The sequence below is a fragment of the Sphingomonas sp. SP6 genome (assembly GCF_058313435.1).
Window position 1 is genome coordinate 82299 of record NZ_JBZFLG010000003.1, and the last position, 20059, is coordinate 102357.

A 20059-nucleotide genomic window follows, 5' to 3' on the forward strand; every position below is an offset into this window, starting at 1 on the left:
TCCTCCACCGCTTTCGACCGGCGCAACCACGAATGCAACCACGGCAAGCGGCAGCGCTTCACATCCATGAGCAGGCTTATTATATGTGCCGAATGTCAGACAGCATCGGTTTCCTGATCAGTGACGTGTCCCGGCTCATGCGCCGCCGCTTCGACGAGCGTGCGCGCGCGTTCGGCGCGACCCGAACCCAGTGGAAGGCGCTGGCGCACATCGGTCGCAACGAGGGGATGAACCAGGGATCGCTCGCCGAGCTGCTTGAGGTCGAGCCGATCACCCTTACCCGCATGGTCGATCGCCTGGAGGAGGCGGGGCTCGTCGAGCGCCGCCGTCACCCCGGCGATCGCCGCGCGTGGCGGCTGTTCCTGACCGACAGGGCGCGTCCCATCCTCGACCGGATGCGCGACGTCGCCGAAGAGCTCACCGGCCAGGCGCTTGACGGCATCTCCGCCGATCAGGCCGCCCAACTCACCGCCACCCTCGAACAGATGCGCGCCAACCTCCACGCGCCTACCCCGCAAAAGGACGCCGCCCATGGCTGACGCCGATCCCCAGCGCGCGCCCGTCGCCGAACGCGAAGTCACCTTGCCCGTGGAGGATTTCGCCACGCCCGCCGAGCCGAAGCGGCGGCGGTGGCTTCGTCCGCTGCTGCTGTTCGGGGTGCCGCTGCTGATCGCGGCGATCGCTGGCTATGTGTACCTGACCTCAGGTCGCTACGTTTCGACCGACAACGCCTACGTGCAGAACGACATGATCTCGGTCAGTCCGGACGTGACCGGACGCATCGTGGCGGTGAACGCGCGCGAGAACCAGCGCGTCCGCAAGGGCGACGTGCTGTTCACGATCGACCCAGAACCCTACCGGATCGCGCTCGCCCAGGCCGACGCCGATCTCGCCACCGCGCGCGTCAACGTCGCGACGATGGCGACCGACACCGGCAGCGCGCAGGCGGATATCCAGGACGCGCGTGCGCAGATCACCCTCGCCGAGGCGACCTACCAGCGCCAGGCCGCGCTCATGAAGGAAGGCTTCACCACCCGCGCCGCGCTCGACGCCGCGACCCAGGCGGTGGCGGCCGGCAGGGCGAAGCTCGCGACGGCGCTCGCCTCGGCGGCTCGCGCACGTCAGCAGCTCGGCTCGGGAGGCGGTTCGGGCCAGCCCGCGGCGATCCAGGTCGCGTTGGCGAAGCGCGAGAAGGCGGCGCTCGACCTCGCTCGCACCACCGTGCGCGCTCCCAAGGACGGGATCGTCAGCCAGACCTCGCGACTTCAGATCGGGACGATCACGCCCACGGGTGTTCCCGCGCTCAGCCTGGTCGTCAGTCAGCAGCCCTGGGTCGAGGCGAACTTCAAGGAGACCGATCTCAACCACATGGCCGTCGGTCAGTCCGCCGAACTCACCTTCGACGCTTATCGCGGGATGAAGGTGCGCGGCCACGTCCAGTCTATCGGGGCGGGCACGGGCAGCGAGTTCTCGGTGTTGCCGGCGCAGAACGCCAACGGCAATTGGGTGAAGGTGACGCAGCGCGTACCGGTCCGCATCGCGATCGACGGCCGCCCGCCCCGCGAGTTGATCGCCGGGCTTTCGACCGACGTCCGGGTCGACACGGGCAAACGCTGATGGCGAGCGCTGCTCTCCCGTCGCGCGCCGCACCCCGGGCGGCGCCCCCGCCGATCGCGCCGGCGGGGAGTGCGCCGCTGCTCCAGACCACCAATCGGGGGCTGCTGACCGTCGGGGTCATGGGGGCGATGATCATGCAAATCCTCGACACCACGATCGCCAACGTCGCGCTGCCGCACATGACCACCGCGCTCGGGGCGACCGCGGACACGATCACCTGGGTGCTGACCAGTTACATCGTCGCGACCGCGATCGCGCTGCCCGCCACGGGCTGGCTGTCCGATCGGCTGGGCAGCCGGAACCTCTTCCTGATCGCGACCGGCGGGTTCATCCTCGCGTCGATGGCGTGCGGCACCGCCGTCTCGCTTGAGGAGATGGTCGTGTTCCGCGTCCTCCAGGGCGTGTTCGCCGCCTTCATCAACCCCCTCTCGCAGACCGCGATGCTCGATATCAACCCGCCCGATCGCGCGGCCAAGGCGATGAGCGTCTGGGGCATGGGAGTGATGGTGGGGCCGATCATGGGGCCGGTGATCGGCGGCTGGCTGACCGAGAGCTACAATTGGCGCTGGGTGTTCTACGTGAATGTCCCCGTCGGCGTGCTGACCTTCGCGATCCTCTGGTTCCTGCTGCCGTCCCGACCCAAGGCGCGGCGCTCGTTCGATTACGCCGGGTTCGTCTTCGTCGGCGTCGCCGTGTCCGCGTTCCAGCTGATGCTCGACCGCGGCCAGACCGCCGACTGGTTCTCGAGCTGGGAGATCGTCGTCGAGGGGCTGGTCGCGCTCGCGGCGGCGTGGATGGCGGTGATCCACCTCGCGACCGCGAAGAAGCCGCTGTTCGATCGCCACCTGTTCCACAATCGCAACCTCGTCACGGGCATGTTCTTCATGGTCGTGATCGGCATCTCCACGATGGCGCCGATGGCGCTGCTGCCGCCGATGCTCCAGTCGCTGTTCGGCTATCCGGTGATCGACACCGGGCTGATGATGGCGCCGCGCGGCGTCGGCGTGCTGTTCACGATGTGGCTGGCCGGCCGGTTGATGGGCAAGATCGACACCCGCATCGTGATCGTCGTCGGGCTGCTGATCTTCGCCGTCTCGCTCCGCCAGATGGCGGGCTATTCGCTCGAGCAGGATTTCTGGCCGATCGTCACCGCGGGCTTCATCCAGGGGCTCGGCATGGGTCTGGTCTTCATGCCGCTGAACGCGCTGGCGTTCGCGACCCTCGACGGGCGCTACCGCACCGACGGCGCCTCGCTGCTCAATCTCACCCGCTCGATCGGCCAGTCGGCGGGGATCTCGATGGTGACGGTGCTGCTCGCCCGTAACCTCCAGGTGAGTCACGCCGATCTGTCGCAGCACGTCACCGCCGCGTCCGCGCCGATGGTCGATCTCGGCGCGCTGGGGCATCTGAACGTGCTGACCGACACCGCCTTCTCGATGGCGGACGCGCTGGTCAACCAGCAGGCGGCGATGATCGCCTATCTCGACGATTTCTACCTGATGAGCTGGATTTCGATCGCAGCCGCCCCCCTCGTGCTCCTGCTCAGGAAACCGAAGGGGAAGGTCGAGGTCGTCCATTCCGAGTGAGCGCGGCGGCGAAGTCCGCCGGCGGCGCGGCTTCGGGCCAGCTCGGCACGTCGGCGGGAATCGTGACCCAGGCCTGCTTCATGGCGGTGAAGATGTGCGCGCGGCACACGAGCTCCTCCGATCGGTCGAGGGTTCCCGCCCGCACGACCGCCAACCCCGGCCGGCGGGTGTTGGTGTTGTAGAGCCGGGAGTGACACACCGAGCAGACCCGCTGCGACGAGGTTCGATCTTCCGTGACGATCTCGTAGATCGCGATCGGCCCACTGACGCTCAGCGCCGCTTCGGGCACGATGGCCTGCAGGCTGAACGCGCTCCCGCTCCAGCGCTGACAGATGTGGCAGTGGCAGGCGTATACGGGCGGCGGAACGTCGACCGCGAGCTCGTACCGACACGCGCCGCAGCGGCAGCCTCCCGTCACCGTCATCTCAAGCGGCCTTCTTCAGATGCCTCCGCCCGAGCAGCTCGGCGATCTGCACCGCGTTGAGTGCCGCCCCCTTGCGCAGATTGTCGCTGACGCACCACAGGTTGAGCCCATTCTCGACCGTCGGGTCCTCGCGCACCCGGCTGACGAAGGTGGCGAAGTCCCCGACGCACTCTACGGGCGTGACGTATCCGCCGTCCTCGCGCTTGTCGACGAGCATCACTCCCGGCGCCTCGCGCAGGATGCGCTGCGCCTGCTCGGCGGAGATCTCGTCCTCGAACTCGATGTTGATCGCCTCCGAATGGCCGACGAAAACCGGCACCCGGACGCACGTCGCAGTGACCTTGATTCGGGGATCCAGGATCTTCTTGGTCTCGACCACCATCTTCCACTCCTCCTTGGTCGATCCGTCGTCGAGGAAGCTGTCGATGTGCGGGATGACGTTGAAGGCGATCTGCTTGGTGAACTTCCGGGGCTCGGCCGGGTCGCCGACGAAGATGTTGCGGCTCTGCTCGAACAGCTCGTCCATTCCCGCCTTGCCCGCGCCGGAGACCGATTGGTAGGTCGCGACGACCACCCGCTTGATCCGCGCGACATCGTGGAGCGGCTTGAGCGCGACGACCATCTGCGCGGTCGAGCAATTGGGGTTGGCAACGATGTTGCGCTTGGCGAAGCCGTCGATCGCCCGGGGGTTCACCTCGGGCACGATCAGCGGGACGTCCGGGTCCATCCGGTAGAGCGAGGAATTGTCGATCACCGTGCAGCCCGCGGCGGCGAAGCGTGGCGCGTGGACCTTGGTCGCCTCGCTGCCGATCGCGAACAGCGCCATGTCCCAACCGGCGGGGTCGAAATGGTCGATGGTCTTGACCGTGAGCATCCGGCCGGTGTCGCCATATTCGATCTGGTCGCCCTGAGACCGCGAGGAGGCGAGCACCGCGATCTCGTCGGCGGGAAACTCGCGCTCGGCGAGGATGTTGACCATCTCGCGCCCGACGCTGCCCGTCGCGCCGGCGACGACGACCCGATACCCCATGACCTGCTCCGTATCGCAGCGCGACGTCCGTTCGTCCGCGCGCGCCTCCTAGAGAGCATAACCGTCAGGCGGGCAAGACCGCGGCGGCATCGGGCTCGATCGGGCGCGCGGCGCGCCGCTTCACGAAGGGCTGGCGCTCGCCGTAGGCAAGGCTGCGCCACGCCCATTCCATCGGCCCCATCGCGAACCGCCGGACCCACAGATTGGCGATCACGAGGCAGAGGACGATCACCGCGGTCGCCACCGCGAACATCCCCGCCCAGGCGAACCGGCCCCACAGGTTGAATCCGTAAGGCGAGAACAGGATATGCATCCCGATCAGCTGTTCGAGGAAATAGAGCGAAAAGGCGGTCCGCCCCGCCGCCTTGAACGGAGACAGCGCCGCACGCCCGGTCGCGGTCTTCACCACCAGGTTGATGAGGCACAGGTGCCCGAAACCGGTGGCCAGACGTGCGAACTCGCTGGTGAACCACAGGGACTTGGGTGCGATGTCGAAGGCGATGATCTCGGCGGTGGCCAACGAGCGGCAGGTCAGCCCAAAGCCGTAGGCGAGGATCATGCCGGCGAGATAGAAGCGCGCGCTGCGGCCACCCTGGATCACGCGCCACTTCCACAGGGCGATGCCGATCAGCATCGCGCAGAACGCCTCAATCACCGTCATGAACAAGGCGTTCTTGCCGATGAAGAACTGCATCCAGCCGGACCAGCTGAAGGTGTAGTAAGCCACGACGCCACCGGCGTGCGCGGTCCTCTCCGCCTTCGCCAAATCACGAAGCGGCGGCGGCATGGTCAGGCGCTGCATTTTCTTGTCCGCCAGCGCCTTGATGTCTGCGGTGTCGGATGCGGTGAGCGTCTGACCGGCTCGCTGCTTGGCTTGGGCGGCCTCGGCCTTGGCGAGCAGATCGACGCGGCCGGCATAGTCGATCGCGCCATTCACCGCGGTGAACGCCGCGAAGCCGAGCCCGATCGTCAGCAGCCAGCGCGCGCCCAGCTTGCGGAACGGGAACAGGAACATCGCGGCGAGCGCGTACGGGGTCAGAATGTCGCCGGTCCACAGCCAGGCGAAGATGTCGAACAGCCCGAATGCGAGCAACCAGAGCGTGCGGCGAAAGTAGAGGTCCGCCACCGCCACCGGGCCGGTCGGCTCCATCGCCTTGGCGGTCAGCACCATCATGCCCGCGCCGAACAGGAACTCGAGCAGGCAGCGCTGCGTGCCCTCGAGATAGATGTTCACGAAGGACCAGGCCGCAGCGTCTGCGGGCGTCCAGCCGATCCGGCGGACGTCGAACATCGCAAGCGGGATCGACGCCGCCTGATACGGGATGTTCATGTAGAAGATCGCCAGGATCGCGAGCCCGCGGGTGATGTCGAGCACCTCGATCCGTTCGCGCCCGGTCACCGGCGCCTGGCTGAACGCTCCCGTCATCGTGATCCCCTTGTCCCCGCGACGGGGGGCTAGCGGATCGTCACGCCGTCCGATTGTACGGAATCGTCATCGCGCGAACAGGTGGCGATCGAGGAAGGCGAACAGGGTGGTCCAAACGTGCACGTCGCGCACCGCCCCGTGCGCCTGGCCGGGATAGAGCATCATCTCGAAAGGACGGTCGTTCGCCTGGAGGATCGCCGCCAGGGCAGTCGTGTTCTCCAGAAAAACGTTGTCGTCGGCCATGCCGTGCAGGAGCAGCAGCGGGTCGCGGATCGTCAGCGCATCGGCGAGCGCGCCGGACTTCGTGTAGGCCGCCGGGTCGCTGCGCGGATCGCCCAGATACCGTTCGGTATAATGCGTGTCGTACAGCGACCAGTCGGTGACGGGAGCGCCGGCGACGCCCGCCGCATAGAGACCGGGATCGGCCTCCAGCATCTTCAGCGTCATATAGCCGCCGTAGGACCAGCCGTAGGTCGCGATCCGCTCCGGATCGACGAACGGCAGCGTTTGGAGATAGCGCGCGCCCGCACGCTGGTCGGCGACCTCGACCGAGCCCATGGCGTGACGGATCGCATCCTCGAACGCCTTGCCGCGGTTGGCAGAGCCCCGGTTGTCGATCTGGAAGAAGATCCAGCCGCGGTCGACGATCGCCTGCTCGAGCGGCTGGCCAGACCATTGGACGTCGACGGTCTGGCTGTGCGGTCCGCCGTAATGCTGGAAGAACACCGGGTAGCGCCGCCCGCGGACGAGCGGCGGCGTGATCATCTGCCAGTGGAGCTCGGAGCCATCCTGGGCACGCAGCGTCCCGTAGGTGGTCGGACGATGGCTCGCCCGATACGGCGCATAGGGATGGCCGTCGGCGATCGCATTCTCGTTGATCCACGCGGCGCGACGACCGTCGGCGTCGGCGAGATAGGTCTGCGGCGGCTGGCTTCGGTTCGAGCGGGTGACGATCATCCGCGTCGCGCCCGCATCCATCGTCGCCGCGTGCCACCATCCGCGCTCCGTCAACCGCCGCGGCTCGGCCGGGCGCCGAAGGTCGACCGCATAGATGTGACGTTCGAGCACGCCGTCCCGGTTGCCGGTGAAGAAGACCCGGCCTTGCCGCTCATCGACGCCGATCACGCCCGCGACCTCCCAGTCACCGTGCGTCAGCTGCGTCCAGCCGCCCTTCCGGAACAGATAGAGGTGCCCATGGCCGTCCCGCTCCGACCACCAGAGGATCGCGCCGTCCGCCAACACCCGGAACACGCTCGACAGATTGATCCAGCTCTTCGGCGCGGCCCGTTCGGTGAAGACGATTTCGGACCGCCCGGTCGCGGGGTCGACACGCAACAGGTCGAGCACGGTCTGGGCGCGGGTCTCGCACTGGACGTAGAGCGCGGACCCGTCCGGCGCCCAGTTCACCCGCGCCAGGTAGATGTCCGGGTCCGGGCCGAGATCGACCTTCACGGCACCCGTCCCGTCGGGGCGTATGACGTGAAGCTCGACCCGGACGTTCGGGGTTCCGGCTGCGGGATAGCGCTGCTCGTAGAGCCGCGTACCGCTGGCGCCGATCGCCGCACGGGCGGCGACATGGACAGGCGCTTCGTCGAACCGCTCGACCGCGAGGAACCGCTCGTCGGGCGACCACCATGCTCCGGTGCGGCGATCCATCTCCTCCTGGGCGACGAACTCGGCCTCGCCCCAATGGATCGTCCCGCCGCCGTCGCTCGTCACGCGCTGCACCTCGCCGCTATCAGCGAGCGGGCGCACCCAGAGGTTCTGGTCGCGCACGAAGCTCAGATACGTGCCGCGGGGCGAGATCGCCGGGTCGAGCGCATCGTGGATGCCGAGCCGCCGGACCGTCCCGTCACGATCCGCCAGGATCAACTCGCCATCGACCGGGGCCAGCAGTGCGCGCCCGTCGGGGGACCAGTCGTATTCGAGCACGCCGCGCTTGCCGGTAAGCGTCCGGTCGCGCTCGCGGCGCATCTTCTCGCCCTCGGACATGGCGGCGGCCTTGGAGAGCGTCTTGGAGTCGAGGAGCATCCGCTGCTCGCCCGTCGCAGTGTCGACCGCCCACAAATCGAACCGCTCGCGTTCGTCGTCGCGGTTCTTCACCAGCGCGACGAGCGTCCCGTCGGGGGAAAGCGCGAGGGATTGCGGCTGCGGCCCCGACAGGTCGGGGCTGGCGAACACGCGCTCAAGGGTCAGCGGCAGCGGATCAGCGGCCATCGCCGGCCCACCCGCCACGGCGATCGCCCAGGTCAACCACCACCATCGCGTCACCCGATCCTCCGCCAGCGGACATCGGATCGAAGTGGCGGAGGCGTGAACCAGTGTCCACGATAAAGGGCGCCGACGTCCCCGCCCGCGCCCTTCCTACTCTCAGCGGCGGCGGATCACTCCGCGGCGGTCGCCTCGCCCTTCGCAGGACGGGTGTCGCGGCGCTCGGCGATGCGCGCCGACTTGCCGGTGCGGCCGCGCAGGTAATAGAGCTTGGCGCGGCGGACGGCGCCCTTGCGGACCACGTCGATCGAATCGATGTTGGGCGAATAGAGCGGGAAGACGCGCTCGACGCCCTCGCCGAAGCTCATCTTGCGGACGGTGAACGAGGAACCCATGCCCTTGTTCGACCGCGCGATGCATACGCCCTCATAGGCCTGGACGCGGGTGCGCTCGCCCTCGACCACCTTCACGCCGACCTTCAGCGTGTCGCCGGGGCGGAATTCGGGGATCGCACGGACGGCGGTCAGCTTGGCGATCTGCTCGGCTTCGAGCTGCTGGATCAGGTTCATGTCACTCAACCCTCTTGTCATCGCCGCGCGCCAGAGGGCGGTCGACCCGAGCGCCGACATGGCGCTCCCACAGGTCCGGCCGCCTTAGCCGTGTGTCGGTCTCGGACTGGGACAAGCGCCAGGCCGCGATCCTCGCATGATCCCCCGATCGCAGCACTTCGGGGATCGTGCGCCCTTCCCAGTCCACTGGTCGGGTATAATGCGGATATTCGAGGAGGCCGCTTTCGAAGCTCTCCTCGTCCCCGCTGGAAGCCGCGCCCATTACGCCGGGGAGCAGCCGAACGCAAGCGTCGAGGACGACCATCGCCGCCGCCTCTCCGCCCGACAGGACATAGTCGCCGATCGACAGCTCCTCGACCGAACGTGCGGCGAAGAGCCGTTCGTCGAACCCCTCGAACCGGCCACAGAGGATCGTGACTCCGGGGCCGGCAGCGAGGTCGCGGACGCGGCGCTGGGTCAACGGCGCGCCGCGCGGCGTCATCGCGATCACCGGACGCCCGCCCGGCTGCGCATCGAGCGCCGCCGCGACCACGTCCGCGCGCAGCACCATCCCCGCCCCGCCCCCCGCCGGCGTGTCGTCGACGGTGCGGTGCCGGTCGGTCGCGAAGTCCCGGATGTTGACCGCATCGAGCGACCACAGCCCCTCTCCCAGCGCGCGCCCGGCGAGCGCGCAGCCGAGCGGTCCGGGGAACATCTGCGGGTAGAGGGTGAGGACCGTTGCGGCAAAGGTCACGGTTCAATCCAATGGCCGGCGTCGATGACGCCTGCCACATGGGCGAGAGTCAAGCGTTCAGGAAAATGCCGCGGGTCAGATCGTGGGATCAACGGCTCGCCGTTAAGCAGCCGCTTCGGCAGTCTCCAGAGCAGCCAGAACGGAACGGCGAAGACCGCACGTCCACAAAACGAACTCGTCTGGTCCGTGTATTTCAGCCAAGGAATTTCACGCACGACCGGCCCGAACTCGGCTTCAAGTTCGTGAACATAGTCGTCCACATCGATGCCGAATATCAGGGCGTCCTGACACACCGCAGAGTCACGGTCGAGCGCGCAGCCGCCATCCGCCTCACCGGCACGGTTCGCGCGGTACCGGCGCGTCACCTCGATCACGCGACCCACGCTCGACATCGTCAGACCGTCCAGTTTTCGACGCGGAGGCCGGGGATGGGAGCGAAATCCCGTTCGTTGTTCGTGACGAGCAGAAGCTGTCGCGACCGCGCGTGCGCCGCGATCAAGCGGTCAAAGCCGTTCCGCTCCGGCCCGATCTGTCGGATGAGCAGCCCGTAATCCTGGGCCGCTGCGGCATCGAACTCGAGCAGCGTGACGGTCTGCAGCAAGAGGTCCAGGCGGAGCTCATCCTCCGGCTCGGCCGATGGGTCCTTCGCCCCGACCCTCAATTCCGCCAACGTGATCGCGGAAATCGCCAAGCCCCCATCGAACGCCTGCTCCAATCGCGTGGCGAGGCGCTGGCTCCTCGCCAAGGCGAAGTCGATGCAGGCGTTGCTATCCAGCATGATCATGGTCAGGCCGCCTGATCGCGCTTCGGCTTGCTCCAATCCCTCTCCTCCGGCTCGATGTCGCCACGTCCGCCGGACATGAAGCCCGGTGAGAAGGCACCGTAAAGGCTCATGAAAACCCGCTTGGCATCGTTTCGACGATAGAGGGTGAAGCGGCCGTCCGCGTGCGGAACGACCACGAGTTCCTCGCCATCGACGAGGCCGAGCGCCTTCGGCAGCCTCAGCGCGACCGAGTTGCCCGATTTGAACGTCTTCGCGGTAAACTCCGCCATGCTCGCCTCCGTATCTACGCCGCGTATACACGGGCAAGCGTGCGGTCGCAAGGAACCACCCCGCCCGCCCCGCGTCCGGTTCCACCATGGACGATTGCATCATCATCGGGGCCGGCCCCGCCGGGCTGACCGCCGCCATCTATCTGGCGCGGTTTCATCTGCGGATCCGACTGCTCGACGCGGGCGACAGCCGGGCGGGGTTGATCCCCTGCACGCACAACCATGCGGGCTATCCGGACGGCATCTCGGGACGCGACCTGCTCGCGGCGATGCTGGCGCAGGCTGAGCGCTACGGCGCGGTGCGCGAGGCCGCGAAGGTCACCGCAATCCAGCCGAGCGGCGAGACGTTCGTGGTCCACACCCCCGAGCGGGCGATCGAGGGCCGGACGGTGTTGCTCGCTACGGGCGTGAAGAACAACCGGCCCGACATGCCGGACGAGATCCACGACGCCGCGCTCGAACGCGGGCTTTTCCGATACTGTCCCATCTGTGACGGCTACGAGGTGACCGACAAGCGCGTGGGCGTGGTCGGCACCGAGATGCACGGGATGAAGGAAGCGCTGTTCCTGCGCGGCTACACCAAAGACGTGACGCTGATCTCGCCCGATGGCGGCCACCGCCTGGACGAGACCTGCCGGCGCAAGCTGGAGGAGGCCGGCATCGCTCGGGTCGACGGCCCGTGCGGCGGCTGGGCGATCGAGGGCGATACGCTGGCGTTCGGCACCGCCGAGGGTCGGCTCGCGTTCGACAGCGTCTATCCCGCCATGGGCTCGGTGATCCGCTCCGAACTGGCGGTCGCCGCGGGCGCGCGAGCGAGCGCGGACGGCTGCCTGGAGGTGGACGACCACCAGCGCACCAGCGTGCCCGGCCTGTTCGCAGCAGGCGACGTAGTGAAGGGTCTCGACCAGATCAGCCATGCGATGGGCGAAGCGGGCGTGGCGGCGACGACCATCCGCAACCTGCTGGACGAACGCTCGCCGATCCGGCGCTAGTCGATGTAGGCCGCGCCGATCACAAGCCGTTCGTCGGTCCAGTCGAGCACCGCCGACATCGGCGCCATGAAGCGCTTGCCGTCCGCGCGCTCGACTTCGATCACGTCGCCGGCGCCGAAGTTCTCGACCGCGACGATACTGCCCACCGCGTTGCCGTCGCCGGTGACGACCGGCAGACCCAGCAGGTCGGCATGGTAATATTCGTCGTCGCCAAGCGGCGGCAATGCGCTGCGGGCGACCGTCAACTCGGTCCCACGGAGCGCCTCGGCAGCGGTGCGGTCGCGCACCTCGGCGAAGCGCGCGACCGTGCCGCGCAGCGACGTCAGCGTCAGTGCGCCGTCGTTGAAGCTGGTGAACGCCGACAGATCGTCGGCGAACACCTTCAGCTTGACCTCGCCGCCGATCCCATGCGCACCGGCGACCGCGGCGAGAACGACGCGCCGCTCGTTCGGCCGATCAGCCTTGCGGCGAGCCGGGCTGCCGGCGTCCGGCATCGTCGTCCCCTTCGGCGGGCGCGGGGGTCGAGACGCCTTCATTGGTCGCGTCCTCGTCGTCATCGGCGGAGGTGCGGGGATCGGGGTCGCTCAGCGGATTCGTGGCCATGACGGGCTCCTTTTGAGGCGAAGGAACGCATCATGGCCGCAAACGGATGCTTACTGCTCGGCGGTCGCTTCGGCGACCTGCTCGGCCTCTGCGGTCGGCGTCTCGGTCGCGGCCTCGACTTCGCTCCCCATCACCGCCTCCGCCTCGGCGTCCTGCTGCGCCTTGAGCTTCTCGGCGCGCTCCTCGGCGCGTTCGGTCGCCTTCTCGCCGGGCTTGCCCTTGTTAGGGTTGCTGCGCGCAGGCCGCTCCTTCACCCCGGCCTTGTCCAGGAAGCGGGCGACGCGGTCGGTCGGCTGCGCACCGACGCCCAGCCAATGCTTGGCGCGCTCGGCGTCGAGCACGACGCGCTTCTCGTCGTCCTTGCCGAGCAGCGGGTTGTAATTGCCGATCTTCTCGATGAACTTGCCGTCGCGCGGGCTGCGGCCGTCGGCGACAACGATGCGGTAGTAGGGACGCTTCTTCGAGCCGCCACGCGACAGGCGAATGCTGAGTGCCATTGGTCTTCGTCTTCCTTCTTCGGGTTCGTGTGAGAGTTACTTCTTCCGGAAACCGCCCATGCCGGGGGGCAGGCCGGGCCGGCCCGGGAGGCCGGGCATGCCGCCGCCGAGCTTGCCCATCATGTCGCCGAGCCCCTCGCCGCCGATCGCGTCGCCGAGCCCGCCGAGGCCGCCCTTGCCGAGCATCGCCATCATCCCCTTCATGCCGCCCATCTTCTTGATGCGCTTCATGGCGGTGGCCATTTCCTGGTGCATCTTCAGCAGCTTGTTGACGTCCTGAACGGTGGTGCCGGAGCCCTTGGCGATGCGGATCTTGCGCTTGGCGTTGATCAGCTCGGGCTTGGCGCGCTCCTTGCCCGTCATCGAGGTGATCATCGCGTCCATGCGCAGCAGGATCTTGTCCCCGCCCGCCTGATCGACCGCGGCCTGCGCCTTCTTCATGCCGGGGATCATGCCGGCGAGCGCGCCGAGCCCGCCCATCCGGCGCATCTGGCCGAGCTGGGCACGCAGATCGTCCATGTCGAAGTGGCCCTTGGCCATCTTCGCCGCCATCCGCTCGGCGTCGTCCTGCTGGATCGCCTCCGCCGCGCGCTCGACGAGGCTGACGACGTCGCCCATGCCGAGGATGCGGCCCGCGACCTGCGCCGGGCGGAACGGCTCGAGCGCGTCGAGCTTCTCGCCGGTGCCGGCGAACTTGATCGGCTTGCCGGTGACGCTGCGCATCGACAGCGCCGCGCCGCCGCGCGCGTCGCCGTCCATGCGGGTCAGCACGACGCCGGTGAGCGGGACCTGTTCGGAGAAGTTGGTCGCGACGTTGACCGCGTCCTGCCCGGTCAGTGCGTCGACGACGAGGAGGATTTCCTGCGGGCGCGACACCTCGGCGACGGCGCGCATCTCGTCCATCAGCGCCTGATCGACGTGGAGACGGCCCGCGGTATCGAGCATCAGCACGTCGAACCCCTGGAGCTTCGCCGCCTGCATCGCGCGCCGGGCGATGTCGACCGGCTGCTGGCCCTGAACGATCGGCAGCGTCGCGACCTCGACCTGCGTGCCGAGCGTCGCCAGTTGCTCCTGCGCCGCCGGACGATTGACGTCGAGCGACGCCATCAGGACCTTCTTGCGCTCGGTCCCAAGCGACCCCTGCGACAGGCGGCGCGCGATCTTGGCGGTGGTGGTCGTCTTGCCCGAGCCCTGGAGGCCGACCATCATCACGATCGCGGGCGGAGTGACGCCGAGCTGGAGCTCGGTCCCCTGCGGGTCCTCGCCGCCGAGCATCTCGACCAGCGCGTCGTTGACGATCTTGACGACCTGCTGACCCGGCGTGACCGAGCGCAGCACGTTCTGGCCGATCGCCGCCTCGGTGGCCTTGTCGACGAACTCGCGCGCGACGGGGAGCGCGACGTCCGCTTCGAGCAGCGCGATGCGGACCTCGCGCATCGCCTGGCGCACGTCCGCCTCGGTCAGCGCGCCACGGCCGCGCAGCCGGTCGAACACTCCACCCAGACGATCGCTCAGGCTCTCGAACATCAACTTCCCTTCCGGCAATGCCGGTCGTACCTGGTGATCCGGACCCAAACGCAAAAGCGCCGGCGGGCGAAACCTCGCCGGCCAGCGTCACGCTCCGGTCGTGCCGGATGCGTGTTTCTCTTGTCGCGTTCACTTCGGAACCGGACGGCGTTAGCCGATCCGTCCCGCAAACGCAACCATCAGACGGGAGCCGGCTCTCCAGCCCTCACCCCGCGACGCCGGAGCCAGCGCTGGCACGGCAATTCGACGAAGCGCCGGCTGAGCGTCGCCACCGCGATCGAGACCGGGATGGCGAGGAGCGGCGGCAGCGTCAGCGCCGCACCTTTGAGGCAGAACAGCTCCTGCCAGAGATAGAGGCTGAACGAGATCGTGCCGAGGAAGTGGATCGGTCGCCAGCGCGTCGCGCGGGCCATCCAGAAGCCCGGTCGGTCGACCAGCACGACGATGACCAGCGCGGCGAGCAGGGACTCGATCGTCCGCCCGAACGTGAAGGTCCAGGCGCCCTCGACCGTCGCGGCGATCGCGGGGGTAGCGACGAACAGGAAGACGACCGCGCCCGTCACCCAGCGATCACGCACCTTCGCCACCCATTGACCGACGCGCGCGCGGTGGAACGCCAGCAGGCAGCCGACCGCGATCGGATCGAGCGCGGTGTGGAACATCGAGGTCAGCGACAGCCGGCTCGCGGGCCACAGCTGGTAGGACAGGACGCGCACCGCGGGCATCGCCAGGATCAGCGCGATCAGGATGAGCGAGGCGTGACGCCGCCAGCGGATCAGCACCAATGGCCAGAGCCAGTAGAATTGCTCCTCGAGCGCGAGGCTCCAGAAATGGCCGAGCGACCGATGCCCCTCCCAAGGACCGTCGCCGGTCGGCCCGAAGAGGACCGCCGAGTAATTCTCCGCCTGGAACGCCGCGACCGCGATCTGAAGCGCCGAGACCTGCGCCACGCCGAAGAGCCCGAGCGCCACGACGACGGCGATATAGAGGTACGACGCCGGGAAAATGCGGGCGACGCGGCGGGCGTAGAATTCGCGAAGTGAGATGCGCCCCCCTCGCTCAAGCTCGGCGATCAGCAGCGAGGTGATCAGGTAACCGCTCAGCACGAAGAAGATCAGCACGCCGAGTGCGCCGCTCGCGATCACGTCCAGCGTCGCGAGCAGGAGCGGCCAGCGCCCGCCGGGCAGCAGGCTTTGCACGTGGCTGAGCACGACCAGCGAGACCGCGACGCCGCGCAGTCCGTCGAGTTCGGCGATCCTGCGGCCCGCTTGGTTGCTCACCCGCGGGCGGATAGATGCCGGTAGTTAGCGCCACGTTAAGCAAGTCCCGTCTATATCTTGGCAACGGATGGCGCTTAGCCCCTCGTCCATGGCGTTCGACCAGCCCCATCCCCGGCCGCGCGCCGACGCGGGCCAGGAAGCCGCGATTATCGGGGTGACCGCGCTCGCGCTGATCCTGTTCGTGGGCGTCGGCGGCACCGCGATGACGAGTGTGCTGCGGACCCTTACCGGCAGCGGCGAGACGCTCGATCATTCGCTGCTGATCGCGCTCTGCCTCAACATCGCGCTGATCCTGCTCGGCTGGCTCAGGCACCGCGATGTCCTCGCCGAGAGCGCCGGGCTGACCGCCGCGGAGGAGCGCGCGCACTCGCTCGCCAGCCGCGACGCGCTGACCGGACTGCTGAACCGACGCAGTCTGATCGAGGACGGTGCGGCGCTGCTGCTGCGCGTCCAGCGCAAGGGCAGGCTCGCGGCGCTGCTGATCATCGACCTCGACCATTTCAAGACGATCAACGAGGCGCACGGCCATGCGGCGGGCGACGCGCTGCTCCGGGTCATCGGCGAGGAGATCACGGCCGCCGTGCCGCCGGGAAGCATCGTCGCGCGGACCGGCGGCGATCAATTCGCCTGCGCCTTCGCGGTCGATCCGGGCGCTGTCGATGGCGTTGCCAGGATCGCGGAGCAGGTCGCGAGCCAGCTCGGCCAGCCGCTCCTCGCGGGATCGCAACGCGCGACGGTGTCGACCTCGATCGGCACCGCGCTGTCCGTCGGCGGCGGATCGATCGAGGTGCTGATCCGCCACGCCGAGATCGCGGCGGCGGCGGCGAAGCGCGCGGGCCGCAACCGCGTGCTCGCGTTCACGACGGAGATGGAGGACGCGCTCCAGGCGCGGCTGCAATTGGAGCGCGGCTTGCGGACGGCGATCCCTGCGGGCGAGATCGTGCCCTTCTTCGAGAAGCAGATCGACCTCAGCACCGGCCGGCTCGCCGGGTTCGAGCTGCTGGCGCGGTGGGAGCAGCCGGGCGGCCGGATCCTCGGTCCCGACGTCTTCATCCCGGTCGCGGAGGAGATCGGACTGATCGGCGAACTGTCGCAGGCGGTGATGCGCCGCGCCTTTGCGGCCGCGCGCGACTGGGACGGCGCGCTGACGCTGTCGGTCAACATCTCGCCTCTTCAGCTGCGCGACGCCTGGCTGCCGCAGAAGATCATCAAGACGCTGACCGAGACCGGATTCCCCGCCTCTCGGCTGGAGATCGAGATCACCGAAAGCGCGCTGATCGACAATCTGGCGCTGGCGCAATCGATCATCGGCAGTCTCAAGAACCAAGGCGTGCGGGTCGCCCTCGACGATTTCGGGACCGGTTTCTCCAGCCTCTCGCATCTGCGCGCGCTGCCGTTCGACCGGATCAAGATCGACCGCAGCTTCGTCATGGTGATGCACGAGAGCGCGCCATCGGCGGCGATCGTCGCCGCGGTTTCGGGGCTGGGCAAGACGCTGCGGTTGCCGGTGACCGCGGTCGGCATCGAGGACGCGGACACCGAGGCGCGGCTGATCACGCTCGGCTGCGGCAAGGGTCAGGGGTGGCTTTACGGCCGGCCGATGTCGCTCGCCGACGTGCGCCGACTGCTCGCCTCGGAGCGGCTGCTCGTTCACCAGGCGGACGAACTCGAGGAGCGCCGCGCCGCGGGCTGAGTTCGTGGACTCGGTCAGCACCTGCGACTAGAGCGCGGGCCATGCCGGCCCATCCCGCCCCCGACGTGATCTCGCTCGGGTGCCGGCTCAACCTTGCCGAGAGCGAGACGATCGCGGCGATGCTCGCCGGACGCGACGCGGTGGTGGTCAACAGCTGCGCGGTGACCGCGGAAGCCGCCAGGCAGACGCGCGCCGCCATCCGGCGCGCGCGGCGTGCGCGGTCGGGCGCGGAGCTGATCGTCACCGGCTGCGCCGCGACAATCGATCCGGCGGCGTTTGCGGCGATGCCCGAGGTCGACCGAGTGGTCGCCAACGCCGCCAAGCTGCTGCCGGCGAGCTGGAGCGTCGGCGGGACCGTGCCGATCGCGGCGAGCACCGGGACGGCGCGGGCGTTCGTCGCGGTGCAGACCGGGTGCGACCACGCCTGCACCTTCTGCACGATCCCGGCGGGGCGCGGCGCGAGCCGGTCCGAACCGGTCGCGGCGGTGGTCGCGCGGATCGCCACCCTCGGAAGGCGCGAGGTCGTGCTGAGCGGAGTCGACCTGACGAGCTGGGGCCACGATCTGCCGGGCACACCGACGCTCGGCGCGCTTGTCGAGGCGATCCTGGCAGAGACGCCGGTCAAGCGGTTGCGGCTGTCGTCGCTCGATTCGATCGAGATCGACGACGCGCTGTTCGAGCTGGTCGCAAGCGAGCCGCGGATGATGCCGCATCTCCATTTGTCGCTGCAGGCGGGCGACGATCTGACGCTCAAGCGGATGAAGCGGCGGCATAGCCGCGCCGACGCGGTCCGGCTGGTCGAACGGCTGAAGGCACGGCGCGAGGTCGCGATCGGCGCGGATCTGATCGCCGGCTTTCCCACCGAAAGCGAAGCGATGTTCGCCAATACGCTGGCGCTGATCGACGATTGCGACATCGTCCATGCGCATGTCTTCCCCTATTCGGAGCGCGACGGGACGCCGGCGGCGCGGATGCCGCAGGTGGCGCATCCGGTACGGCGCGAGCGCGCGGCGCGGCTGCGCGCGGCGGCCGACACCCGCAAGGCTGCATGGCTCGGCGGGCTGATCGGCAGCGTGCAGGACGTGCTGGTCGAGAAGCCCGGCGATCGCGGGCACGCGCCGGGGTTCGCCGAGGTGCGGTTCGCGGCTTCCCACGCGGTCGGCGAAATCCTACCTGCGCGGATCACCGCCGCCACCGCGACCCATCTCATCGGAACCGCATGACCGACCAGCGCTCCTCCTGGCACGACAAGCTCCTCGGCGGGTTCCGCCGGACCTCGGACCGGCTGGTCGGCAACCTTGCGGGCCTCGGGCTCGCACGGCTCGACGAGGCGACGCTCGACGACATCGAGGAGTCGCTGATCGCTTCGGACCTGGGGCCCGAGACCGCCGGACGGGTGCGCGCGCGGCTGGCCGACGGCTCGTACGAGCGCAACATGGAGGAGCTCGGCATCCGCCTCGTGGTGGCGGAAGAGGTCGAGCGCTCGCTCGCCAAGGTCGCGCGCCCGCTCGAGATCGAGGCGTTCCCGCGTCCGCAGGTGATCCTGGTGATCGGGGTCAACGGCAGCGGCAAGACGACGACGATCGCCAAGCTGGCGCACCTGCTGGTCGAGCAGGATTATCAGGTGATGCTGGCGGCGGGCGACACGTTCCGCGCGGCCGCGATCGGCCAGCTCAGGACCTGGGCCGATCGCGTGGGCGTGCCGATCGTGACCGGCCCCGAGGGCGGCGACGCGGCGGGGATCGTGTGGGACGCGGTCAAGAAGGCGACCGAGATCGGCACCGACGTGCTGATCGTCGACACCGCCGGCCGCCTCCAGAACAAGCGCGAGTTGATGGACGAGCTCGCCAAGATCCGGCGGGTGCTGGGACGGATCAACCCCGCCTCGCCGCACGACGTGGTGCTCGTGCTCGATGCGACCACCGGGCAGAACGCACTCAACCAGATCGAAGTGTTCAAGGAGATCGCCGGGGTCACCGGGCTGGTGATGACCAAGCTCGACGGCACCGCGCGGGGCGGCGTGCTCGTCGCGGCGGCGGAGAAGTTCGGACTGCCCATCCATGCGATCGGGGTTGGCGAACAGCTCGGCGACCTGCGGCCGTTCGACGCGACCGAGGTCAGCCGGATCATCGCGGGGGTCGAGGGGCGGTGAGCAAGGCCAGTCCGGGGTTTCGCGCGGCGGTCGACTATGGGCCGCTGGCGGTGTTCTTCCTCGCCAACTTCCTGTTGCCGGCGACGCTGGCGGTACGGATCGTCTCGGGCGTGTCTGACGTGCTGGCTGGCCTCAGCCCTGAGCAGGCCAAGACGATCGCGCGGGTGCTGGTCGGCACCGCCGCCTTCGTGGTCGCGACCGTCGCGGCGATGGTCGCGGCGCAGGTGAAGCTCAGGCGCATCCCGCCGATGCTGTGGATCTCGGGCGGGCTCGTCGTCGTGTTCGGCGGGCTGACCTTGTGGTTCCGCGACGAACGCTTTCTCCAGATGAAGCCGACGCTCGTTTATCTGATGCTTGGGGCGGTGCTGGCGTTCGGGCTGGCGACCGGACGCCCGCTGCTCGCGGCGGTGCTGGGGAGCGCCTATCCGGGGCTGACCGAGACGGGATGGCGCAAGCTCACGCGCAATTGGGCGTTGTTCTTTGTCGCGATGGCAGTCGCGAACGAGGTGGTGTGGCGCTCGTTCGGCTGGGACGTGTGGGTCGCGTACAAACTGTGGGGCGCGATCCCGGCGACCCTACTGTTTGCAGTCGCAAACGTGCCGATGCTGCTGCGGCACGGGCTACAGACCGAGGCGCCTGCGGTGCAGGACTAGCGGGGGCGGCGCA

The 20059-nt window shown here is 68.6% G+C and carries 22 protein-coding genes; 8 read left to right on the plus strand and 14 right to left on the minus strand.

The window, feature by feature from the left end; genetic code table 11:
* Window positions 1-92 precede the first annotated feature (92 nt).
* From AC4GYY_RS10480 to AC4GYY_RS10490, 3 genes are read left to right on the plus strand one after another with little or no spacing between them, the layout of a single operon-like run.
* Window positions 93-539: a MarR family winged helix-turn-helix transcriptional regulator gene (locus AC4GYY_RS10480; protein ID WP_491120377.1), complete on the plus strand. Its 447-nt coding sequence runs from the start codon at window positions 93-95 to the stop codon at window positions 537-539.
* Complete coding sequence (locus AC4GYY_RS10485) at window positions 532-1617, plus strand: HlyD family secretion protein (RefSeq protein WP_491120379.1); 1086 nt, start codon at window positions 532-534, stop codon at window positions 1615-1617. Before AC4GYY_RS10480 ends, AC4GYY_RS10485 begins: the two co-directional genes overlap by 8 nt.
* The gene (locus AC4GYY_RS10490) at window positions 1617-3203 is read left to right on the plus strand and encodes a DHA2 family efflux MFS transporter permease subunit (RefSeq protein ID WP_491120381.1); all 1587 of its coding nucleotides are present in this window, start codon (window positions 1617-1619) and stop codon (window positions 3201-3203) included. The genes AC4GYY_RS10485 and AC4GYY_RS10490 overlap by 1 nt, the downstream gene beginning before the upstream one ends.
* Here the strand turns inward: AC4GYY_RS10490 and AC4GYY_RS10495 are convergent.
* The 9 genes from AC4GYY_RS10495 to AC4GYY_RS10535 all read right to left on the minus strand — a co-directional run bounded on the left by AC4GYY_RS10495 (window position 3160) and on the right by AC4GYY_RS10535 (window position 10649).
* Window positions 3160-3627: a GFA family protein gene (locus tag AC4GYY_RS10495; protein ID WP_491120383.1), complete on the minus strand. Its 468-nt coding sequence runs from the start codon at window positions 3625-3627 to the stop codon at window positions 3160-3162. The genes AC4GYY_RS10490 and AC4GYY_RS10495 overlap by 44 nt on opposite strands.
* Before the next feature lies 1 nt (window position 3628).
* The gene (locus AC4GYY_RS10500) at window positions 3629-4657 is read right to left on the minus strand and encodes an aspartate-semialdehyde dehydrogenase (protein ID WP_491120385.1); all 1029 of its coding nucleotides are present in this window, start codon (window positions 4655-4657) and stop codon (window positions 3629-3631) included.
* A gap of 64 nt (window positions 4658-4721) precedes the next feature.
* Window positions 4722-6083 carry a DUF418 domain-containing protein gene (locus AC4GYY_RS10505; RefSeq protein WP_491120387.1) on the minus strand — a complete coding sequence of 454 codons (1362 nt, stop codon included), beginning with the start codon at window positions 6081-6083 and terminating at the stop codon, window positions 4722-4724.
* 66 nt (window positions 6084-6149) lie between these two features.
* A complete protein-coding gene (locus tag AC4GYY_RS10510) occupies window positions 6150-8300 on the minus strand; it encodes a DPP IV N-terminal domain-containing protein (RefSeq protein ID WP_491121190.1) in 2151 nt (716 codons plus the stop codon).
* 167 nt (window positions 8301-8467) lie between these two features.
* Entirely contained in the window at window positions 8468-8863 is a 396-nt protein-coding gene (gene rplS / locus AC4GYY_RS10515) for a 50S ribosomal protein L19 (RefSeq protein WP_491120389.1), read from the minus strand.
* Between the two features lies 1 nt (window position 8864).
* A complete protein-coding gene (trmD, locus tag AC4GYY_RS10520; protein WP_491120391.1) occupies window positions 8865-9596 on the minus strand; it encodes a tRNA (guanosine(37)-N1)-methyltransferase TrmD in 732 nt (243 codons plus the stop codon).
* Window positions 9593-9970 carry a hypothetical protein gene (locus AC4GYY_RS10525; protein WP_491120393.1) on the minus strand — a complete coding sequence of 126 codons (378 nt, stop codon included), beginning with the start codon at window positions 9968-9970 and terminating at the stop codon, window positions 9593-9595. The genes trmD and AC4GYY_RS10525 overlap by 4 nt, the downstream gene beginning before the upstream one ends.
* Window positions 9971-9990: 20 nt before the next feature.
* Window positions 9991-10380: a type II toxin-antitoxin system VapC family toxin gene (locus tag AC4GYY_RS10530; protein WP_491120394.1), complete on the minus strand. Its 390-nt coding sequence runs from the start codon at window positions 10378-10380 to the stop codon at window positions 9991-9993.
* Window positions 10381-10382: 2 nt separating this feature from the next.
* Entirely contained in the window at window positions 10383-10649 is a 267-nt protein-coding gene (locus AC4GYY_RS10535; protein ID WP_491120396.1) for an antitoxin, read from the minus strand.
* Between the two features lie 86 nt (window positions 10650-10735).
* Between AC4GYY_RS10535 and AC4GYY_RS10540 the strand changes: the two genes are divergently transcribed.
* Complete coding sequence (locus AC4GYY_RS10540) at window positions 10736-11641, plus strand: NAD(P)/FAD-dependent oxidoreductase (RefSeq protein WP_491120397.1); 906 nt, start codon at window positions 10736-10738, stop codon at window positions 11639-11641.
* On the opposite strand, the gene rimM is transcribed toward AC4GYY_RS10540, so the two are convergent.
* The 5 genes from rimM to AC4GYY_RS10565 all read right to left on the minus strand — a co-directional run bounded on the left by rimM (window position 11638) and on the right by AC4GYY_RS10565 (window position 15548).
* Window positions 11638-12135 carry a ribosome maturation factor RimM gene (gene rimM / locus AC4GYY_RS10545; protein WP_491120399.1) on the minus strand — a complete coding sequence of 166 codons (498 nt, stop codon included), beginning with the start codon at window positions 12133-12135 and terminating at the stop codon, window positions 11638-11640. The genes AC4GYY_RS10540 and rimM overlap by 4 nt on opposite strands.
* Window positions 12098-12244 carry a hypothetical protein gene (locus tag AC4GYY_RS10550; protein ID WP_491120401.1) on the minus strand — a complete coding sequence of 49 codons (147 nt, stop codon included), beginning with the start codon at window positions 12242-12244 and terminating at the stop codon, window positions 12098-12100. Before AC4GYY_RS10550 ends, rimM begins: the two co-directional genes overlap by 38 nt.
* 50 nt (window positions 12245-12294) lie before the next feature.
* Window positions 12295-12741, minus strand: a complete 447-nt coding sequence (gene rpsP, locus AC4GYY_RS10555; RefSeq protein WP_491120403.1) for a 30S ribosomal protein S16 — start codon at window positions 12739-12741, stop codon at window positions 12295-12297.
* 36 nt (window positions 12742-12777) lie between these two features.
* Window positions 12778-14268 (minus strand): signal recognition particle protein, encoded by a 1491-nt coding sequence (gene ffh / locus AC4GYY_RS10560; protein WP_491120404.1) that lies wholly within the window; start codon window positions 14266-14268, stop codon window positions 12778-12780.
* 179 nt (window positions 14269-14447) lie between these two features.
* A complete protein-coding gene (locus AC4GYY_RS10565) occupies window positions 14448-15548 on the minus strand; it encodes an acyltransferase family protein (RefSeq protein ID WP_491120406.1) in 1101 nt (366 codons plus the stop codon).
* Between the two features lie 67 nt (window positions 15549-15615).
* On the opposite strand from AC4GYY_RS10565, the gene AC4GYY_RS10570 reads away from it, so the two are divergent.
* Genes AC4GYY_RS10570 through AC4GYY_RS10585 form a run of 4 tightly spaced genes read left to right on the plus strand, consistent with a single transcriptional unit; the run spans window position 15616 to window position 20046 of the window.
* Complete coding sequence (locus AC4GYY_RS10570) at window positions 15616-17241, plus strand: putative bifunctional diguanylate cyclase/phosphodiesterase (protein ID WP_491120408.1); 1626 nt, start codon at window positions 15616-15618, stop codon at window positions 17239-17241.
* Window positions 17242-17282: 41 nt separating this feature from the next.
* Window positions 17283-18464, plus strand: coding sequence for a MiaB/RimO family radical SAM methylthiotransferase (locus AC4GYY_RS10575; protein WP_491120410.1), 1182 nt, complete (start codon window positions 17283-17285; stop codon window positions 18462-18464).
* The gene (gene ftsY, locus AC4GYY_RS10580) at window positions 18461-19393 is read left to right on the plus strand and encodes a signal recognition particle-docking protein FtsY (protein ID WP_491120412.1); all 933 of its coding nucleotides are present in this window, start codon (window positions 18461-18463) and stop codon (window positions 19391-19393) included. Before AC4GYY_RS10575 ends, ftsY begins: the two co-directional genes overlap by 4 nt.
* Window positions 19390-20046, plus strand: a complete 657-nt coding sequence (locus AC4GYY_RS10585; protein WP_491120414.1) for an inner membrane-spanning protein YciB — start codon at window positions 19390-19392, stop codon at window positions 20044-20046. The genes ftsY and AC4GYY_RS10585 overlap by 4 nt, the downstream gene beginning before the upstream one ends.
* Window positions 20047-20059: the final 13 nt, after the last annotated feature.